This is a genomic window from Carboxydothermus ferrireducens DSM 11255, assembly GCF_000427565.1.
Lineage (GTDB): Bacteria > Bacillota > Z-2901 > Carboxydothermales > Carboxydothermaceae > Carboxydothermus > Carboxydothermus hydrogenoformans.
This window is the reverse complement of the sequence record NZ_ATYG01000021.1, coordinates 25,216-43,543: the sequence shown is the minus strand read 5'-3', so window position 1 is coordinate 43,543 and position 18,328 is coordinate 25,216. Positions and strand designations below refer to the sequence as shown.

The 18,328-nt window shown below is 46.7% G+C and carries 23 protein-coding genes; all 23 read left to right on the top strand.

The window, feature by feature from the left end:
- Nucleotides 1-69: 69 nt before the first annotated feature.
- Nucleotides 70-900: a hypothetical protein gene (locus CARFE_RS0108690; protein ID WP_028052481.1), complete on the top strand. Its 831-nt coding sequence runs from the start codon at nucleotides 70-72 to the stop codon at nucleotides 898-900.
- A gap of 48 nt (nucleotides 901-948) precedes the next feature.
- The gene (locus CARFE_RS0108685) at nucleotides 949-1,239 is read left to right on the top strand and encodes a hypothetical protein (protein ID WP_028052480.1); all 291 of its coding nucleotides are present in this window, start codon (nucleotides 949-951) and stop codon (nucleotides 1,237-1,239) included.
- A gap of 12 nt (nucleotides 1,240-1,251) precedes the next feature.
- The gene (locus tag CARFE_RS0108680) at nucleotides 1,252-1,560 is read left to right on the top strand and encodes a PrgI family protein (protein WP_028052479.1); all 309 of its coding nucleotides are present in this window, start codon (nucleotides 1,252-1,254) and stop codon (nucleotides 1,558-1,560) included.
- Between the two features lie 165 nt (nucleotides 1,561-1,725).
- Nucleotides 1,726-2,031: a GreA/GreB family elongation factor gene (locus CARFE_RS16935; protein ID WP_281170184.1), complete on the top strand. Its 306-nt coding sequence runs from the start codon at nucleotides 1,726-1,728 to the stop codon at nucleotides 2,029-2,031.
- Between the two features lie 15 nt (nucleotides 2,032-2,046).
- The gene (locus CARFE_RS16930; protein WP_281170183.1) at nucleotides 2,047-2,202 is read left to right on the top strand and encodes a GreA/GreB family elongation factor; all 156 of its coding nucleotides are present in this window, start codon (nucleotides 2,047-2,049) and stop codon (nucleotides 2,200-2,202) included.
- Between the two features lie 18 nt (nucleotides 2,203-2,220).
- Nucleotides 2,221-2,487 carry a hypothetical protein gene (locus CARFE_RS0108670; protein WP_028052478.1) on the top strand — a complete coding sequence of 89 codons (267 nt, stop codon included), beginning with the start codon at nucleotides 2,221-2,223 and terminating at the stop codon, nucleotides 2,485-2,487.
- Nucleotides 2,488-2,579: 92 nt separating this feature from the next.
- Complete coding sequence (locus tag CARFE_RS0108665; protein ID WP_028052477.1) at nucleotides 2,580-2,960, top strand: hypothetical protein; 381 nt, start codon at nucleotides 2,580-2,582, stop codon at nucleotides 2,958-2,960.
- A 12-nt stretch (nucleotides 2,961-2,972) separates the two neighbouring features.
- On the top strand, nucleotides 2,973-3,353 hold the full coding sequence (locus tag CARFE_RS0108660; RefSeq protein WP_028052476.1) for a pilin: 381 nt from the start codon (nucleotides 2,973-2,975) through the stop codon (nucleotides 3,351-3,353).
- A gap of 47 nt (nucleotides 3,354-3,400) precedes the next feature.
- A complete protein-coding gene (locus CARFE_RS16725; RefSeq protein WP_257020439.1) occupies nucleotides 3,401-3,526 on the top strand; it encodes a hypothetical protein in 126 nt (41 codons plus the stop codon).
- Entirely contained in the window at nucleotides 3,504-4,286 is a 783-nt protein-coding gene (locus tag CARFE_RS0108655) for a hypothetical protein (protein WP_161625134.1), read from the top strand. The genes CARFE_RS16725 and CARFE_RS0108655 overlap by 23 nt, the downstream gene beginning before the upstream one ends.
- 40 nt (nucleotides 4,287-4,326) lie before the next feature.
- On the top strand, nucleotides 4,327-4,560 hold the full coding sequence (locus tag CARFE_RS0108650; protein WP_028052474.1) for a hypothetical protein: 234 nt from the start codon (nucleotides 4,327-4,329) through the stop codon (nucleotides 4,558-4,560).
- Entirely contained in the window at nucleotides 4,541-6,355 is a 1,815-nt protein-coding gene (locus CARFE_RS0108645; protein ID WP_210432946.1) for a VirB4 family type IV secretion system protein, read from the top strand. Before CARFE_RS0108650 ends, CARFE_RS0108645 begins: the two co-directional genes overlap by 20 nt.
- Before the next feature lie 4 nt (nucleotides 6,356-6,359).
- On the top strand, nucleotides 6,360-6,854 hold the full coding sequence (locus CARFE_RS15630) for a Holliday junction resolvase RecU (RefSeq protein WP_028052472.1): 495 nt from the start codon (nucleotides 6,360-6,362) through the stop codon (nucleotides 6,852-6,854).
- The gene (locus CARFE_RS0108635) at nucleotides 6,851-8,857 is read left to right on the top strand and encodes a pilin (RefSeq protein ID WP_028052471.1); all 2,007 of its coding nucleotides are present in this window, start codon (nucleotides 6,851-6,853) and stop codon (nucleotides 8,855-8,857) included. The genes CARFE_RS15630 and CARFE_RS0108635 overlap by 4 nt, the downstream gene beginning before the upstream one ends.
- A gap of 42 nt (nucleotides 8,858-8,899) precedes the next feature.
- On the top strand, nucleotides 8,900-10,699 hold the full coding sequence (locus CARFE_RS0108630) for a M23 family metallopeptidase (RefSeq protein WP_028052470.1): 1,800 nt from the start codon (nucleotides 8,900-8,902) through the stop codon (nucleotides 10,697-10,699).
- 166 nt (nucleotides 10,700-10,865) lie between these two features.
- The gene (locus CARFE_RS15970) at nucleotides 10,866-11,366 is read left to right on the top strand and encodes a helix-turn-helix domain-containing protein (protein ID WP_084138880.1); all 501 of its coding nucleotides are present in this window, start codon (nucleotides 10,866-10,868) and stop codon (nucleotides 11,364-11,366) included.
- The gene (locus CARFE_RS16565; RefSeq protein WP_084138879.1) at nucleotides 11,320-12,957 is read left to right on the top strand and encodes a diguanylate cyclase; all 1,638 of its coding nucleotides are present in this window, start codon (nucleotides 11,320-11,322) and stop codon (nucleotides 12,955-12,957) included. Before CARFE_RS15970 ends, CARFE_RS16565 begins: the two co-directional genes overlap by 47 nt.
- A complete protein-coding gene (locus CARFE_RS16195; RefSeq protein ID WP_028052469.1) occupies nucleotides 12,958-14,106 on the top strand; it encodes a P-loop NTPase family protein in 1,149 nt (382 codons plus the stop codon). It abuts the gene before it with no gap.
- A 4-nt stretch (nucleotides 14,107-14,110) separates the two neighbouring features.
- On the top strand, nucleotides 14,111-14,977 hold the full coding sequence (locus CARFE_RS0108615) for a hypothetical protein (protein WP_028052468.1): 867 nt from the start codon (nucleotides 14,111-14,113) through the stop codon (nucleotides 14,975-14,977).
- Nucleotides 14,947-15,531, top strand: a complete 585-nt coding sequence (locus CARFE_RS0108610) for an SAF domain-containing protein (protein WP_154652747.1) — start codon at nucleotides 14,947-14,949, stop codon at nucleotides 15,529-15,531. The genes CARFE_RS0108615 and CARFE_RS0108610 overlap by 31 nt, the downstream gene beginning before the upstream one ends.
- A gap of 33 nt (nucleotides 15,532-15,564) precedes the next feature.
- The gene (locus CARFE_RS0108605; RefSeq protein WP_028052466.1) at nucleotides 15,565-16,287 is read left to right on the top strand and encodes a ParA family protein; all 723 of its coding nucleotides are present in this window, start codon (nucleotides 15,565-15,567) and stop codon (nucleotides 16,285-16,287) included.
- Nucleotides 16,274-17,422: a CpaF family protein gene (locus CARFE_RS0108600; protein ID WP_051250244.1), complete on the top strand. Its 1,149-nt coding sequence runs from the start codon at nucleotides 16,274-16,276 to the stop codon at nucleotides 17,420-17,422. The genes CARFE_RS0108605 and CARFE_RS0108600 overlap by 14 nt, the downstream gene beginning before the upstream one ends.
- A complete protein-coding gene (locus CARFE_RS0108595; RefSeq protein ID WP_028052464.1) occupies nucleotides 17,419-18,327 on the top strand; it encodes a type II secretion system F family protein in 909 nt (302 codons plus the stop codon). The genes CARFE_RS0108600 and CARFE_RS0108595 overlap by 4 nt, the downstream gene beginning before the upstream one ends.
- The last annotated feature ends 1 nt before the right edge of the window (nucleotide 18,328 follow it).

The window sequence follows — 18,328 nt, the reverse complement described above, 5'->3', positions numbered from 1 at the left end:
AAGGCTGGTCTAAAGATATTGTAAAGAGATACTACTATTGGAGAAAAAGCAAAAGGAGGTGAAACAGAAATGAAAATATCACTCTGCCTTGACCGGGACATTATTACCGGAACCGTTGAAGTAACCGACGGCAAAGCAATTTTTATTCCGGACAGCAAGAGCAAAAAGCTTGAAGAAATGAGCGAAATAGCGTTTACTTACTTGCCTGCAGAACAGTTGCACAAGAAATTACCGCCAGCCAAAGCAATTTATCGGCAGGGGAACGGTTTGGTCTTTATGCACTCCAAAGACTTCTCTGTCGTTCTGTCGGCAAAAAGTCAGGTCATAAACCTGCATAAAAGCAAAATTAAGCTGAAGGGGGCTGAAATGAACCATCATTTAATTGACTGGAACTACCCTCTGGATGTTGAAAAGGAGGCAGAACGCAGTCCTCATCTGGTAACTTTTCTGGCTTTTGGTGATTATGTCCGTTTAAACCCGGAGGACTGCGACCCGGTTGCGGGTTATGTTGAATACCTTAAATCCCTGCACAGCAGGATTTTTGCCTTGAAGCTGAAAAAACAGCCGTATATAATACTGGGGTTAAACGAAATGCCGGTAGGAGCTTTCCTGCTGGAAGAATTCCCTGTAAACGGCAGGCCCAGAAGGCTTGTGATTGAGCCGTACAGCCATTTTCCTGCCACCGGAAGCACGGTAGATATGCTGAAACTGTCTTTTTACAACAGCAGGAACGTTTATGCAGGGTTTAACCTTATCTGGCTTGTGCCGGGAGCAGTAGGATTTAGTGAACTATTGGAAGAGGTGATAGATGAGATAGCCGAAGAGTACGGGGTAAATCTTATAGAAGTGAAACCGGGATTAAAGAGCTTTTATGACTTAAACTTACACGAGTTGGTGTAGGCCGGGGAATTTTCCCCGGCCTTGTTTTTCAGGGAAGGAGGTGAGGTTTTGAAAGTATTGCGGAAGCCAATTCCGATGGAAGCGGTGAAATACGAAAAAGGAAAAGGACTGGAGGACGGGTTTATCTGCGGAATAGACCCAAGGGATGATTGCGATGATTGCAGATGCAATGAAAACTATACCTGTAAGTATAAAACCCCGTATGTGCTGATAAACGGTGAAAAAGTTCAGGTTTATCCCGGTGTCTTTATAATTACTGGCGTATCCGGTGAGAAATATATAGTTGATGAGGAAATTTTTCGCAATATGTATGATGTGATTTTGGAAGAAACTTTTTAGGAGGTGGAATAAATGCGAATGTATCCTGTGCCTTTCTCAACCCGTGAAGAAGAACGCTTTTTGGGGCTAACTTTACGGGAAGCGGCCTGGGCTTTCGGAGGATTAATCGTGGGGCTTTTCTTTTCAGTGCTGTTAAGTTTTCTGTTGAGAAAGCCCCCCGGAATGATGCTTTTGCTGGCAGTTCCTTTCGGTGGAGCAGGCTTTCTAATCTCCCGCTGGCCGGTAAATGAAACCGACAGCAGGACTACTCTGGACAGGCATATTATGAAGGGGTTGAAGTATTTGACGAAAACGCACGATTTTATTTATACCAGAAAATAAAAATTTTTTAGAAAGCTGTTGACTATACAAAAGGTATGTTTTAAGATAGCATTGAAAGTTTCTGCCCATCGAGTAACATAACAGCTAAAAAATCGGAGGAAAAAGTTACCAAACCCTGTAACCTTTAAGGTTTCAGGGTTTTTAGTTTTTTAGGAGGCGATGAGTGTGACAGAGGAAAAGGAAGTATTGCTGACACGTGAAGGCTATGAAAAACTTGAGAGGGAGCTTGCGGAGTTAAAGTCTGTCAAAAGGAAAGAAGTGGCAGAACAAATCAAGGAAGCATTAAGTCTCGGGGATATTTCTGAAAACGCCGAATACGAAAACGCCAAAAACAACCAAGCTTTTATAGAGGGCCGGATAGCAACGCTGGAAAAAATTCTGGCAAAAGCAAGGATTATCTCCGCTGAAAGGTCAAAAAACGTAGTTTCTCTGGGTTCAAAGGTAGTTTTGAGGGATGTAGAGTTAAACTAAATAGGCACTTATCAGTTGGTAACCACAGCTGAAGCAGATATTTTCCGGAATAAGATCTCGAATATATCCCCTGTTGGAGTGGCAATACTCGGCAGGAGAAAAGGGGAAATTGTAAAAGTTTACGCTCCAGACGGTTTGCTGGATTGGGAAATTGTAGATATTATTGAGTGAAACTTTGGAAGGAAGGAGTTGAACGCATCGGAAGAAAATCAATGGATTGTAATCAGGAAGAAGGAAAATGGAACTCAGATTGAAAGTGCTGGAGATGTTAATTTTTTCTTCAATGCAACTGCCAGTATGATTAAGTTTTTACGGGACTTGTTGATAAGTGAAGGTTTTCCGGAAGAAGTTGCAGAAGCAGGAATTATGGGAATGGTTGTTGAGGTACTAACAAGAAAAGAACACAAAGAAGGAGAACTTATAAAGATTAATATTACTTCTACCCCGCAAGAGTAATATCTGCGGGGTTTTGTTTTTGGGGAGGTGATAAAATTAAGGCCCGCAAAAAAAGCCAGGTAACCTAACCTGACAGGGAGGAGGTGAAGAAAGTGCGTTATATCAGCTTGCTTGTGATTTTTATAATGCTTTTTACTTTAATGGCAGTACCCGTTTTAGCGGAAGACAACACATCGCAAACTACTCAACAGGATTTAAACATTGACAACCCTGCAAAAAGCGATATTTCAAAAGGCTTACCGGAAGTAACTCCCGAACAGTTTTCCGGGAAGATTAACGGCATAGCAGGGAAAGTTTACGGTGTGGCGGCAAATATCATCCCTTATATCTCCGTTGCAGTAATCGTAATCGGAGCAATAATTGGCATCTTTATTGAAAAAGCAAGAATGGCAGTTCTCTGGGCAATACTGGGGCTAATTGGCGTCCTCTGGGCACCGCAAATCGTGGGGTTTGTAATAAGTCTTGTGAAATAGGAGGTGTTAAGAGTGCTGAAATTTTTAAAGAAACTGGAAAACCTTATTTGGATACCTCTTCTCTGGCTTGGGCAGGGAATGGCACTGGCCGAAGGAACTGGGACTAATCCCGATATTACCAAAGGGCTTGATACTGCAGTAAACGAGGCAACGCTGGCAAACAAGATAGTATCCATTTCCACCAAAGTCGGAGCATTAATCGGAGCAGTAGCAGTCGGAGCTTTCATTTTGGGAGCTTTTCAGGTGGCGACTGCCGCCAACGAAGAAGCAAGGGCACAGGGCAAACAGAAAATGATGTGGGCGTTAGCCGGTGTTGCGGCAGTAGGTCTTGCAGTTGTCATCGTTTCCTTCTGGGCTAACACCATTAAAGGTCAAGCTGGTGCCGCTCAATAACAGGGGGGAGTTTGACTCCCTCCTGTTTATTTTTCGGGGGTGGAACATTGAATAGCTTGGATTTGCTTTTTTCTCTGTCAGTAGGATTTATCGCAACTGAACTGGTTATGGCTGTGACAGGAGCAGTAATTCTTCTTGCAGTTTTATTTTTTGGAGGTGATATGTCTGAATAATCCCTATATCTTTCTTGCCATACTCGGCGGTCTGTTAGTTACGGGCGTTGTGGTGATGTTCTTTTTACTGAAAGCCAATCCTGCTACGGGAAAAGCCGAAAAGGGCAGGTATGAAAGCCAAGAAAAGAAAAGGTCAAATCAGAAACAAGCACACCCGCAGGAAATAATTCCCCTGCAGGAAATAAAAGACGGGGCTTACAAAGCTTACGGCAGGTATTATCTTATTTGCAGGGTAGAAGGCACGAACTTTTCCGTGATGTCCGACGCTGAAACCAATGCAAGGGAAAACGCCATTATAGACATTCTAAACCGCATAGACTTCCCGGTGCAGTTTATCACCACGACTGCTGTAGCAGATACTTCCATGATAGCAAACCAGATGCGGGAGCGGGCTGAAAGCCTGCCGGATGACAGCAAACTGAAAAACTACATCGAACTTTATGCAAGGGAAATGGAGCGGATGAAATATGCACGGGAAGTTTTAACGCAGGTTTCGTGGTTAGTCCTTTCCTGCAAGGATGACGAAGAGGAATTAAAACGGCTGAAAGACCGGCTTGGTTACCTTGTTACAGCTTTCCGGGAGCAGGCAGGAGTGGTGTTAACCCCGATAACGGACTTTGAGCAGATAATGGACAACATTCACGAGATAATCCTTCCGGAGGAAATAAATCGTCCTTCCCGGCTTGCAGTAATGGGAGCTACAGAGCCGGTTCACTTCAACGCAAGGGAAGCAGAGCAGTACCTTTCAAGGGCAGGTTAATCCTGCCTTTTCGTTTTTTTGATGAGAAAGGGGGAATGAAATGAAGCAGAAGCTTTTAATAAAATCTGTTGGTGAGGAGGTACACGTTAATTTTAGAGGCAGTACCGACTTTCTTAAAAGTGCCTTTATTATGACGGCGATTACCCTTGCGGATATTTTACTCAATCAGGATGGTTTATCGCAGGAAGAAGTAATCGGAGAATTTGAAATGCTTATCAGTTCTGCATTAACAATTGCTCAAGGAGGTGTACTGGTTGAAGAAAAACAGGAATAAAAAAGAAAATCAAATAAAAGCACCTGCACCGGGCATTTTTGATTTGCTTTTACCCGACCGGATAGAAGAAAACCCGGACTACATCAGGCTTAATGATTACTACGTTCGGATGATGGTAGTGGAAGCTATACCGGAAGTAATTCACTTCGGCTGGTTTTCCCGGCTGACCGGTGAAGGTGGAGTTACTCTTTCGGTGATCTTAAATCCTTACACCCACCAGCAGGCGTCCAGCAGGATAGCCTACTGGCAGAAGGTACTGGGGTCAGAACTAATCCTTGCACACAAGCAGGGCAATACTCAGAGGATTGGGGTTTTGGAAACAAAATATGCGTTCTACAACCAACTGCTTACGGACATCAACCTGCACCGGAACAACATAATGTCGGCAGTAATAGTGATAGCCGTGTATGCCAAATCCCTTGAGGAACTGAACGAAAAGTCCGGCAGGATAAGGGACATTCTTGGGGCAACAAGGGCGGTAACCCTGTACAAGAGGCAACTGGAAGGCTTCAAGGCAGTCCTGCCGTTTGCCAGAACGGACTTACCGGAGTATCACGACGTAACGGTGGCAAATGCGGCGTGCTTATCACCGCTAATCAGCCTTGATTTTACGCACCCTTCCGGGATTTACTTTGGTATAACCGAAACCGGAAGTCCGGTGCTGTTAGACTTATTTATCGGACAGCCTTACCTGTATGGCCCGCACATGTTCATCTGCGGAACTACCCGGGCAGGAAAGTCTTATACCTGCAAGGGCATTACCGCACGGTCGGTTGCGTCGGGAATTCAAACTATAATCCTTGACCCGGAAGGTGAATACAAGAAGCTGGCAGAAGCTCTGGGCGGGGTTTACATCAAATTTCACCCTGCAATGAAGCCTGCTTTTAATCCGTTCGATATAGAGCCGGAAGTAGACGATACCCTTGGGGAGTTCTTGAACATTCCCGAAAAAATAGACGATATAGTAAGCCTCGTGGCAACAATGATGGAAGTGCAGAGCGGAGAGAAATTAACTGCCGAAGAAAGGGCTTTAGCGGGAATGGCAGTCAGGGAAGAATACCACTCCCGGGGGATAACCGAAGACCCGGCAAGCCTGTATATGCCGGGAGGAATAAAGTTAAAAGACGGGATTGCGGTAGGCAGGGTGAAAAAAGAAATGCCGACTATTTCCAGCTATATCGAACGCCTGAAAAAGCTGAACGCACACCGGCTGGCCAACGTGCTTATGCCGTTCAAGCAGGGAGGGCCTCAGGGTTTCTTTGACGGACAGAGTGCCTACAAAATTTCCGAAGAGCCTCTGGTAGTGTTTGACATAAAAGACCTTGGCTCGGACTTCTCCAAAACTTACGCAATGTACGTTCTTTTAGCGTGGGCTTGGGAGAAATTCGTGAAAAAATCCCGCAGGAGAAAGCGAATACTGGTGGACGAAGCGTGGCTGTTCATGGGAAGGAAGGATACCTCGCAGTTTTTATCCCAGATGGCACGGCGGGGTGCGAAGTACAACACATCTCTACTTCTTGCCTCGCAGTCCATCCGGGAGTTCTTGACCGAAGAAGGAATGTCCCTGCTTGGTCAGTGCGACACGAAGTTTTTCTTAAAACTGCAACAGAACGAAGCGGAAGCGTTGGGTGAAGTGTTTAAACTACCGCCTAACGTTGTTGAACGTTTAAAGACCTTCCAAGCCGGGCAGGGGATTTTGAAAGCAGGCAACCAGAGTGCGGTTGTTTATTTTAGAGGACTGCCTTTTGAGGAGCACTTCCTGCGTTCAGATCCGGAAGCAATGTTAGTGAGGTAGGAATATGGTAGTAAACATTTATGCTAATCGTGGCAGGGCTTTTGAAGAATTATTTGAACTGGCCGTAGCAGGAAAGAAATACTGCTATTTTCAGAAACAGCACAACCTCTGGATACCGTATGCCGGAAAAGCCTTTCCTGCCAAAGGTTCGCCGATAGATTTCATTGGAGTAGTAAAAGGCATACCGGTTGCGGTAGAGTGCAAAGAGGTAACCGGGGACAGATTTCCGCTTTCCCGTTTGCCACGAAAAGAATTTGACGCACTCAAGAAATTTCAGCGGGCAGGTGGCAAATCGTTTTTGGCGGTAATGAACAAAAAAGACGAACAGTTTAGCCTGATACCTTTCGGGGAGGTGGAAGAAAGATACCGACTTTATCTAAAAAACCCCGGCAGGAGAGGTTACGGCAGTATTCACTTAAAAGAATTCGTTGTCTTCAACGACATTTCAAAACTGCCGAAGATACTTTTAAAACTTGCCGGGAAGGAGGTAGAAAAATGAAGAAAACGAAATTAATAGCCTTGCTGGTACTGATACTGCTTTTGGCTTTAACTGCAACGGCTTTAGCGTCTATACCTGCTGGCTCTGGATTGGGTGGAGAACCTAACGCACAAAACGGTGCAGTCAATTCAAGCTCTTCTGACGGCGGGGTACTGCAACTTTTTACTCAAAACCAATGGAATACGTTAATGCTGTGGTATGCTTCCCTGTCAACCATAACTGGCGGACTTTTGATATTAAGCCTTGTCCGGATGGGTTACGGACAGATGTATTCCGGTATTAACCCGGCAGTTCGGGCAGAATTTATGGAAGGCGTGCAGAGGGCTTTCATAGCGGTTGCGGTAATGGCTTTAACTCCGGTGTTCGTTAAACTTCTTTTAGATATAAACGATGCTTTTGTGGCGTTTTTTGCGGATATTTTGAATAAGTTTGCAAACGGCGGAATGAATGTAACAATCCCCAAGAAATTAAATGCAGAAGGAGTATTTGAAAGGATACTGGTTGCACCTTTTGCCACGCTGATTGAAATGATAAAACTTCTTTTTGGCTTAAAACCCATAGACCAGCTTGTTTTTAACGGAAGGCTAAATTTCGGGGACAATTCTCTTTTCGATATGCTCTGGGGAAACGGTATAGATACGGGCAATGCCTTTGCCAATGCAATCCTGCAAATAAGTCTTATGGGCTTTACTCTTTACTTCAATGCCGTTTATACAATACGTAAATGGGTTATCGCAACCAACATAGCGGCAACGCCTATAATTATCTGGGCTTGGGTTATTTCGGCAGAACGGAGAATAATAGAAATCTGGATTTCGGAGATAATCGAAACCATATTCAAGCAAACATTTCATGCATTAACCTTCGGGCTTTATTTAAGCATACTGGCGGTAAAAACCCTGCCGTCGGCGGTGGACGGAAGCTGGCTGGCAAGCCAGTTTAAAGACCTTGCAGTATGGCTTGCCGGATTCGGTGGAGCGATAGCGGTAGCTTTCTTCATCTATCTCGGCTTTAAGCTGGCAACTGCACAGAACGCCGAAAAAGCGGCGGAAGCCAAAATGGGCTTCCAGAAAGTAATAATTGGCCTTGGCGTTTTGGGATTAATCCTGCCGATTGGAAGCTTTCTGGCAAGCACCCTGTCAGGTAACTGGGGAGTAGGAAGGGTTGTGATCGGTGGAGAAGGCGGAGGAGAGATAACAGTTTGGGAAGTTTTCTTCCTGCTGGTAACTATTATCCCGGTTAGCAAAATGCTGTCTTCAATTTTTATGTCCCTTGTCGCAAGAGCGGGAACGGTAGATGAAGAAAGGGTTGCCGGAATAGGACTTGGTGCGTTAGCCAGTGCCGCCGGTACAATTATGATGGCAGGAAGGTTTATGGGGGGACTGAAAGGCAAAGGGCTTTCTGGCTGGTTAGCACCGGGAGGCAAAGGAAATGATTTAACACCCGCCGGAACGGTTGCAGGAACAGCGGGTGGGACAACTGCGGGTGAAAGCAATATTGAAATTAAGCCGATTAAAGGTGCCGCACCGGGAGCATCGGCTACTCTGTACACGACAAAAGAGCCGTCTGCAATACAAAGGGCACAGAATACACCCTTATATCAGGCGGCAGGAATGGCTTCGGAAGCTGGCAATGAATTGGCTCTTAAAACCGGGGCTTTAGGAGCGGCAACATCTTTCGCTACGCCTGCGGTAATACCGATAGCGGCAGGAGTTTCGGCAGGCATAGGCAAAGCGGCAGGTTCGGTGTATTCAATGGCAAAACAGGTGGGACAGGGTTATAAAGAAGCCAAGCAGTCAGGGAAAGGCTTTGGTGAATTTTTGACTGACTACACCGGAGCCAAAACCAAGCTTGGCGGAGCAACCGCACTGGCAACTGCCACTGCCGGTTCGGTGCTTGGTCAATCTGTCGCCCTGCGGGCACAAGCAGGGGTATTATGGGCTGAAAATAAAGCCACTCAAGCGGCAGAGAAACTGGAAAACTTCATAGTACGCTGGCGTTAAACCTGCGTAATGCAGGTTTTATTTTTTTAGGGGGCGATAACCTTGCAGGATAAAGAGAATTTTTTTAATCAGGCTTTAAAGCAGGGTGCTCAAATACTATTAAAGAAAGGCTTGCAGTGGCTTTTAAAGACAGTAATACTGCCGTTTTTGCCGTATATAATTGTGTTTTTTGTTATTTTTGGTATGCTTTTAGCTTTCGTGGGAGCAGTTTATTCCGCTTTCCCGGTGGCAGGAATACTTACTGCCGAAAACAAAAAATTTGCAACCCAGAAGGATAAAGAGGAAAAAGCAAAGTACCAAAGGCTGGCTGACTTTTGGAACAGTTTTGACAACTGGCTTGTAGACAGGGTAGAAGTACCGGGAACGGATGGAGAAATAGAACCAATACCAAGAAGCCCATTCTATCCCGGGAAAGGCATACAGGATATTGGAATGGTTGCCGACCCGGAGCATACAACCCAATATCTTTTAAACTGGGGACAAATTTACAGCGTTTCGTTTTACTGGGCAAGCGTGTTTAACAAGGCAGAGATACCTGACGACATAAAAGAAGAAATGGCAAAAGCCATTCATCCATACTTTTACTACCGCTTAACACCAATAGTCCGGCAGGTTTATGATGTGGTATATGGCTGGCAAGAACCAGAAAAGTATTATACTTACCGTTTAATTGAGGCTTATACCATTCAGGGGCATTATCAGTTTTACTACAAGTGGAAGGTAACCGAATATGACCTGCCGAATGGCAACAAAGAAAAAATTACAGAACAGGAATTAGACACGGTACAACTGGTAGGAACTGACCGCTGGAAAAGGTTAAAAGATGTGATTAAGGAGAAGTACGAAATCAAAACCGACAAGGACATAGAAGAAGCAAGACAGGCGGTCTGGGAGGCGGGTGAAGCCTATTACCGTGAGCAGGAATGGCTTGCGTGGCTGGAATATGCGGTGGACAGCGGGTATTTGAGTTCTGCGGGGATACCGCCGGATTTGAGGCAAATCTTTCTGGAAGCGGAGCAAAAGTTCGGCGTGCCGTGGTGGTTTTTAGCGGGAGTTTCCTTGCGGGAAAGTTCGTTCAGGGTAGATGCGGTAAGTTCCCTCGGTGCAATCGGCTTAATGCAGGTTATGCCGTATAACTTTGAACATTACGCACCGCTTCTGGGGTTTTCTTACCCTGCCGATACGGCCAACCCAAGGGCACAGGTATTTATCGGGGCATATATGCTGGCGTCCCGAATTGGTGATGTTAATAGCATTGATTGGCAAGGAGATGGCTGGAAAACTGATGAAAGAATAGTTAAGGCACTTCTGTCGTACGGTGGTTACGATGATCCTGATGAAATCAAAAAAGCATTAAGTCCGCCTCATGGGTACGTTTACGACATCCTAAGATATGCGGAGCAGTTCAAGAACAGTCAGTCTTCCACTCCCGGCTGGCCGCTGCCGAAGCAGTACACTACTATCAGTTCGCCTTTCGGGCCAAGAATACATCCCAGAACAGGGAAACCTGATTTCCACGAAGGTATAGACCTTCCTGCACCCAAAGGAACTCCGGTATACTCTGTTGCTGACGGTGAAGTAATTTTTGCCGGGTGGGCAGGAGATGCAGGGCAGATGATTAAGATAAAAGACGCTTTTAACACCTACCACTACCTGCACTTATCAAAGATAGACGTGAAAACTGGCGACAAAGTAACTGCCGGGCAAAAAATCGGAGAGGTGGGAAACACGGGAGTATCTGTCGGAGCAAATGGCGGTTACCACCTTGATATTAGAATAAAAAGCAACATAGACGGCAGATGGATTAACCCGCTGGAAATTCTCACAATTCCCAAAAAGTAGAACAAAAATTTTTCGGAAAAGTAGTTGACAATTGAGAGTTTTGAACTTATGATATAGGTAGACAAACTGCACCCACCGAACGGGGGTGGGTGTAAAAATTGACAAACAGAAAATAACCCCTCGAACGTCAGGTTCGGGGGGTTATTTTTTTTGAGGTGGTGAGAATGTGAACAGGAGACAGGTGATGGTAGAAATGCGGGCCCAAGGACATACTCTTTCGGAAATAGCGAAGGTTTTTGGTCTGTCAAGGGAAAGGGTAAGGCAAATTATCAGCAAAAAGCCAAAAACAAAAACTGTTTTTGTCCCCTTGGCAAATGAAAACGGAGTAACTCTTTTGAAGATAGAAAGAACAATCAGAGGGTTGACATTGAGGGATCTGGCAAGATTGTCGGGAGTGTCTATAACAGTTTTAACTTCGCTTGAGAACAGGCACAGACCTGTTAAGGAACTTACAGCCTCAAGGATTGCAGAAACCCTTGGTTGTCCGGTTGAAAAAATTTTTAAAAAGGAGGTGAGAATAATTGATACTTCTGGCAACCGGGATACACGAACTGGAAAAGGAAATTCAGTCCAGAGTACACAGCAAGACCTGTTACCACGCAAACGCCTTGCCTGCGGTAGTGGCGAACTACAAGCCGGAAGCGGTAATCATCTCTCCGCACCTTGAAGGCAGTAAAGATGACTTTACCGGAGTAGTAAAAAAACTTCGTGAGATAGGAGTTCGGGTAATTGTTTTACCCGGACGGGAGGAGGATGACGCAACCAGAAAAATTATCAGCAGTTTGCTGCCGTTCGGGGTTTACGACTATGTTTTTGACCCTGTAAATGCCGATAAGGTGGTCTTCCGTCTTAACAACCCGGGAAAACTCGGAGATTTCACGGGTTTTACGGAAGAAATCACCCTTGACGAAGAAATTGTCCGGGAAACCGCTGTCAGGAAAAAAGAAAGCTGGTTTGAGAGAATAAAGCGAATTTTCAGCAGGAAACCGGAAACAGATTTCCTGACCGGATGCAGGACAAGAAGGGAAATGCAGAGGGTTTTGGACAGGTATTTAGCCAAGAAAAGGCGGTTTTCTTTTGCACTCGTGGATTTTGACAACTTCAAGCAGGTAAATGACACGTACGGACACCAAATCGGCGATAAACTCCTTACCTGCTTCGGGCAGTTTTTAAGGGAAAACCTTCGCAGGCAGGATATGGCCTTTCGCTACGGCGGGGAAGAGTTTGCTCTCATCTTCCCGGACACCTTGCCGGAGGAAGCGGCAAAGATCCTCGAACGGCTGAACAAGAACTGGGCAAGTTTCTACACCAGCAACAAGAAAGATTTCCGGGTAACTTTTTCGGCAGGAGTTGCCTCTGGAAGCAAAAAAGCGGTGGAAGAGGCAGACAGGGCATTGTACCTTGCCAAGAAGCAGGGAAAGGACAGGATAGTAATTTACAGCCCGGAAGCGAAGAAAGCATATAACGCTCCCGTGCTGGAAGAAATCAAACTGGAGGTGAACGGCACGAAAGGCAAAAAAGTGAAGCTGTCCGCTTTGCTGGGAAGCAGGCAGGAGCTTCAAGACACGGCAAAACCGGAAGGAAAGCCGACGAAGTTCCTGATGGTTTACTCCTCGGCGTCAGGGGTAGGCAAAACCGCCGTGTCAATAAGTCTTGCAAGCCTGCTGGCCGAAAAAGGCAGGGTGCTTTTGGTGGACGCAGACACTTCCGGTTATACCCTGACCGAACATTTTGCGGGAACATCCCCGGGAAAGATGGCATTTAAGCCTGTTCGACCGGAAGGCTGGCAGTTTGACTTCTTAACTTCTCCCGGAAGCCCGGAACAGTACACGGCAGAAAAGGTAAAAGAAGTTGTAAGCCATCTTCAAAACTACGACTATCTGGTAATAGACAGTGCACCCGGCTCGCTTTCCCTGCACGACCACATCCGGGAGTTTCTCGAAAAAGCCGATAAGGTTTTCCTTCTCTGCACTCCCGAAGCAAAAGCGGTGGGAGCGGTGAAAAGGTTTATCAACAGCGAAATGAAGTTAATTGACGGACTTAAAAACAAAACCAAATTCATCGTCAATCGCTCGCACCCTTTAGCTGCAAGGACACCGGAGGAGGTGGCTAAAGAGGCAGGAATAAACATTGATTACGTCCTGCCGGAAGATAAATTCGTGGAAAAAATGTTTTCCGAAGCCAAACCGCCGGAAATTGTTGAGGCGGAATTTTTATTGAAACTGCAAAACATCATCAATCAGGAGGTGCTTGGTTAATTGAAAATCAAAGCGATAATCGGAAGTGAAAAGCTTGAAGAAAAGTTAATCAATGACCTGAACGGCGAAAAGGGCAGTCCGCCGGAATTGCTGGTAATTTCCCGCAAGTGGGAGAAAGGAGGTGCGGAAAACCTTGTAGAAGAAGTAAAAACTGCCGTGTATGACGGCTGTTCTTACGTGGTAACAGTCCTCGGCAGGAAAGACCGGGAGGCGGAAAAAATCGAAGAGGAACTTTGGGACTTGGGAGTTCCCGGCGAAGCGATACTTTACGGCAACCCGGTAAAGTATTCGCAACTTCTGGAACACGTCAAAAAAATTCTGGCACAAAAAATTACTACCGACCCGGTGGTGTGGCTGGACAAAGAGGAGGAAAAACAAGAAGAAATTGTTTTTGCGGAAGAAGTAAAAAAAACTGACGAACGGCCAGAAGAAGAAATCCTGAAAAAACCAGAAACTGAGGAAGAAGCTAAAAAAGAACAGCAGGACGAAATGAAAGAACAAGCGGCAGAACCCGAACCGGAAGAAGTCAAAAAGGAAGTTGTGCCGACTAACAAATCCAAAACTGTCTGGTTTATCTCTCCCGCTCCCGGTGCAGGGCAAACCACTATTGCCAGTTCAGTTCTGGCGGTTTTAACCGAAACCACCGGGGAAAGGGTGGCACTGGTTGACCTGTGTCAGCCTGCATCGGTTTATTTAAAGTTCGGAGATCCGGAGTTTGAAGACTTGGACGACCGCTATTTCGCCAAGACCAAGTGGGGAGATTTGATAGTTCCCAAGAGACCTTTAACTCCTGATGAAGCAAAAGAATTCATCAATACCCTTACCGGTTATGACCGCATCTTTGTTGATGCACCTGCCGGATGGGATGCAGGGCAGTTTGGCAGGACGGTAACGGTGATAAACGAAGACCTTGAAACCTTTAAACTGCTTAAAAACTTCAAAATCGGAAATGTTCTCGTATTAAACAAAGTTCAGCACCAAAGCCCCAATTTCCTGCAGGAAATCCTGAGAAGCGAATTCGGCAGGAAAGCGGATGTAATAATCCCGTTCGACCCGGAAGAAGCCAAAGCGGTGGACGCACCGGCGGCACTTTACTCCGATGCTTTATCCAGAGGTGCGGGAGAAATTTTATCGCTAATAGCGGGGTGATGGAATGGAAGTAATTCTCTGCGGCAGTCCCGTATCCGGAGCAACTCCTGCCTTTATTGCCAGAACCCCGGTGGAAGCCTACGACCTTTTGAAAGAGCGGGGTGAGGGCGTTGTACTGGTTTCCTTTTCTGACAGGCAGGGAATTGAGTTTGCCCTGAACGCTTCCCGGCTGTACCGGGACAAGAAATTCCTGCTGGTGCTGGAGAAAGCGGACTTGAAAACTTGGATTGAGCTGGAGCGGGCAGGGGTAACGCCTGTTCACCCTACGGACATAGAACAGGTGCTTAAAAACCTGAAATTCAAGGCAAGAACCCCCGTTCCGGTGGAAGCGGCGGTAGAGGAAGAAAAGAAAACCCTGAAAGAGCAGTTGGGAAAACCCGTTTCGGCGGTCTACGCCGGAAAGGTTGCCGTAACCTCTTTAAAACCCGGTGCGGGGAAAAGCTTTCTTGCAAGAGAACTGGCGGAAGAATTCAGGAAAGCCACGGGACTTCCGGTTTACATCAACGAAGAAGGGCAGGGATTGTGCTTTTTTGAAGAGGATTTCGACCCGGAACTCGGCAGTAGATACGACAGCGTTCTGGTTGTTTCAAGAGCCGACGAAATTTCTCTGGCAAGGCTTTCTAACTTGAAGGGCTTGTATGAGTTTAAAAACTTCTATCTTGTTTTAAATCAGTCGGAGAAAATAAGAATACTTGCGGAGGCGTTGCCGTTTCCGTTAGCGGCGGTTGTTCCGCCAAAAGAGAGCAAGAACTACGAAAGAGAACTGAAAAAGATTTTGAGCCTTGTAACGGGGAGCGACTTCCTGTTTGAGAAAAAGCGTAGCTTCTGGGAGGTGATAGGTTGGAAAAGAAGAAACGCTCAACAAGTTTGAAAATAGCCGTGGCGGCAGGTATACTGTTCTTTATCGCAATGCTGATATACGGGCAGGCATCGAAAGGACTTACTCCTGTAGTGGTGGCTAAAAAGCTGATCCCTGCCGGGGAAACCCTGAAAAAAGAGGACTTGGAAGTAATTCAGGTGCTAAAACCGCCAAAAGGGGCAGTATCCAAGATTGAGGCGGCGGTGGGCAAGAAAATCTCTTTACCCCGTCTGCCGGGAGATATGATTTTGCAGGACAGCCTGCAGGGAACAAGCCAAACGGTGCCGGAAGGACAGGCGGGTCTTGTTATCCCTGTCGAAAACAAGGATTTACTGGAAGTCGTAAAACCCAACGACACGATTTCTTTCATCGCCACTTCTGTTTCTGCCGGACAGAACAGCTTTGAAGTGGGAAACTTTAAAGTCCTGATGGTCTTCAAGAATGAAGATAAAAGTTCCGGGACAGTCGGAAGTTTGTTTGTTGCTGGCGATCCGGCAGAAATCTATCAGGCGGCAGGGTACTTGAAAAACGGCCAGTACCAGATAGTTCTAAACCCGTCCTCGTAGGCGGGTTTATTTTTTAGGAGGAGGTGAAAAAATGTGCTTGCCTGCGTGTTAAGCCCTTTAGGCGGAAGCGGAAAGACAACCGTTGCCCTGAACACCGCAAGGGCAGGGGTGCTGGCGGGAAAGAAAGTTCTGGCAGTAGAACTGGACTTTTCCCCCGGTTCGTTTCGGTCGCTCTTGCAAATTGAGCGGGGGAAAGCCCTTGCCGGTGCGGTCAACGCCGAAAACTGGCAGGATTTCGTCGCTAAAACCCACTACGGGTTTGATGTACTTCCTGCCGGACTACCCGATAGAAGCGAACACGTTGACCTTGTGCCGTACAGGGATTTTTTGAAGAGAGCCTTGAGCGTTTACGACTATGTGGTTGTAGACACTCCTCCAACGGTGCACTACCTCGTATCCGAAACGGTAAGCAACTTCTCTGCGTTAAACCTCATAGTAATTCCCGGCATACGTGGACTTGAAGGAGTAAAGCGGACGGCAGAATGGGCAGAGTTCCTGAAACTAAAAGGTGTCCTGAAAACAGGGACGATTGTTTTAAACCAGTTTCCCAGAAAACTTGTTTGGGCAGTTGGAGAAGTTCTTGAGTACCCCATTGGAGCAAGTCTGCCGGAAACGAAAGAATTAAGGCAAACCCCGGTAAATGACGAAATCGCAAGACAGCTTGCCCCGTTGCTGGGTCTGGAAGTAGTTCCGGAAAGAAAGGGATTGTTCAGCTTCTTGATGCGAAAAGGAGGGATAGCCGTTGCAAAGCAGTGATTTTACCCCGCAGGAACTGGAAATGCTTTTGCGGGAAGTCCAGAGGCGTGTTCTGGCACGTATATCTGACAGGCGGGACATAGACGTCCGGGTAGCCATCAATGATATAGCACGGCAGGTCATCATAGACAAGAAACCTGCGATGCTCCCCAAAGCCTTGGAGTTTGCCGAAGAAGCTTACACGAGGCTGTTCTCGCTGGGGCCGCTGGAAAAGTACCTGCAGCCCGGTTCTGCGGTAACGAATATGATTATCTTCGGCACGAAACTATTGGTGGAAGAAAACGGCGAAAAGCGAATAGAAAACGCCTTTACCTCGGAAGAGGAAGTCCTGCGGATATTTGAGAGAATAGCCAACCGGGTGGGGAAAGAGCTTTCAATAGCCGTGCCTTCCATAGACGCTGAACTTCCCGACGGCTCCCGGGTGCTTCTGGTAATCCCGCCGCAGGGGGACAAGCCTTACGGGTCTATCCGGAGGCACACAAAGAGGGAAGCAAAGCTGGAAGAACTGTACCCGGGGATGAGGGGGCTGAAAGAAAATGCTGACTATTTAATCCGGGCGGTCAAGGGACGAAAAAATTTCGTTGTAGCGGGTTCAACCAACGCAGGGAAAACAACCCTGATGAACGCACTCCTGCAGGAAGTTCAGCCAAAGCACGTGGTTGCAGTTTTGGAGGATACCCGGGAAATAAATCTGAGCCATTTGGAATTCGTGGCCTACTTCAAGACCCGGGAAATCGAAGGTATGCCCCCCATTACTTGGCAGAGGATTTTGAAGGACTGCCTGCGGTTTACTCCGCAGAGGATAGTCTTGACGGAGGTTAGAACTCCGCCTGCGGCTTACGAACTGATACAGGTATTGAATACCGGACATGCAGGCTCTATGACTTCGATACACGCCAACGGGGCAATGGACGCATTGTACCGCCTCGAAACTCTCATACAGGAACATAGAAACCTGCCGATAGAGGTAATCCGCAGGCTGATTGCCAGAGCGGTGGATATAGCGATATTCCTGACAACCGTTGAGAACGAAATCGGGGAAACGATAGGACGAAAGATAGCGGAAATAATTGAAGTGGACAGGGAGCTGGACGAAAACGGGCAGTACAAAATCCGGGAGGTGTACCGGGGTTGATTTTCGGTGCAAGCCTCATCTTCGGGTTGGCAGGTTTTTTACTGGCTTTAGCCTTAATGGTTCTGCAACAGGAAAGAAGACAGAAGCTGATTTCCTACCTGCAACGAGATTTTCTTGTACAAAGGGAAGAAGAAAAAGAGGTTTTCGCCTTAATCGGACTTGAGGGACTACTGGAAAAGGAAGCAAAGAGGGTTGAAGGATTGAAGTTAAACCCCGGCGACGTTCTCCTTGCCAAGGCTCTTGGGGTGCTGATCCTGCTTTCTCTTTCAGGGCTTTTCGGTTTCCTGCTATTCGGGATGGTGCTTTCGGGAATATACATTTACCTCATAAACTTCATAATAGCCAAGATGAAGCAGGCACGCCGTAAAGCCATTGAAACGCAGGGATTTATAGATTTCCTGCTGGATATGGCTTCGGCGTTGAACATAGTCCCGTCCCTTCTGGACGCTTTGAACGCTACTCTTCCCCGGGCTGACGAAAAAATCCGTCCGGAAATTGAAAAAATCATCACCGAATACGAAGCGGGGCTTACTCTTGACGAAGCACTGATGAATTTCGCACAGAGAAGCCAGTCGGCAACGGTGATGGCGTGGGCGGACGGGCTCATACTGGCAAGGAAGCACGGAGGCGACCTTGCGGAGATCTGCAGGAAAACTGCCGAAAAACTGCGGACGAAGAAACGGGTGGAAAAAGAAATAAAGGCGGCGGCGTCCGGGGCAAAAGGTACGGCTATGGCAATCGCTGTGATCCTTTTTTTGGCCTTGATAATGCAGGTAGCATCCGGACAGCTTTCAATGGTGCTGGAGCAGTTCTGGGGCAAAATAGCCGTATCCGTGATTACGGGGCTTTTCCTCGGAGGAACTTTCATTATCTACAATATCATTGAGAAGGAGGCTGAACTTTAAG

Bases quoted from the DNA above. Each gene is read 5' to 3' on its own strand.
- CARFE_RS0108690 (WP_028052481.1), top strand. From the start codon at position 70: ATGAAAATATCACTCTGCCTTGACCGGGACATTATTACCGGAACCGTT.
- CARFE_RS0108680 (WP_028052479.1), top strand. From the start codon at position 1,252: ATGCGAATGTATCCTGTGCCTTTCTCAACCCGTGAAGAAGAACGCTTT.
- CARFE_RS0108650 (WP_028052474.1), top strand. From the start codon at position 4,327: ATGAAGCAGAAGCTTTTAATAAAATCTGTTGGTGAGGAGGTACACGTT.
- CARFE_RS15630 (WP_028052472.1), top strand. From the start codon at position 6,360: ATGGTAGTAAACATTTATGCTAATCGTGGCAGGGCTTTTGAAGAATTA.
- CARFE_RS0108635 (WP_028052471.1), top strand. From the start codon at position 6,851: ATGAAGAAAACGAAATTAATAGCCTTGCTGGTACTGATACTGCTTTTG.
- CARFE_RS0108615 (WP_028052468.1), top strand. From the start codon at position 14,111: ATGGAAGTAATTCTCTGCGGCAGTCCCGTATCCGGAGCAACTCCTGCC.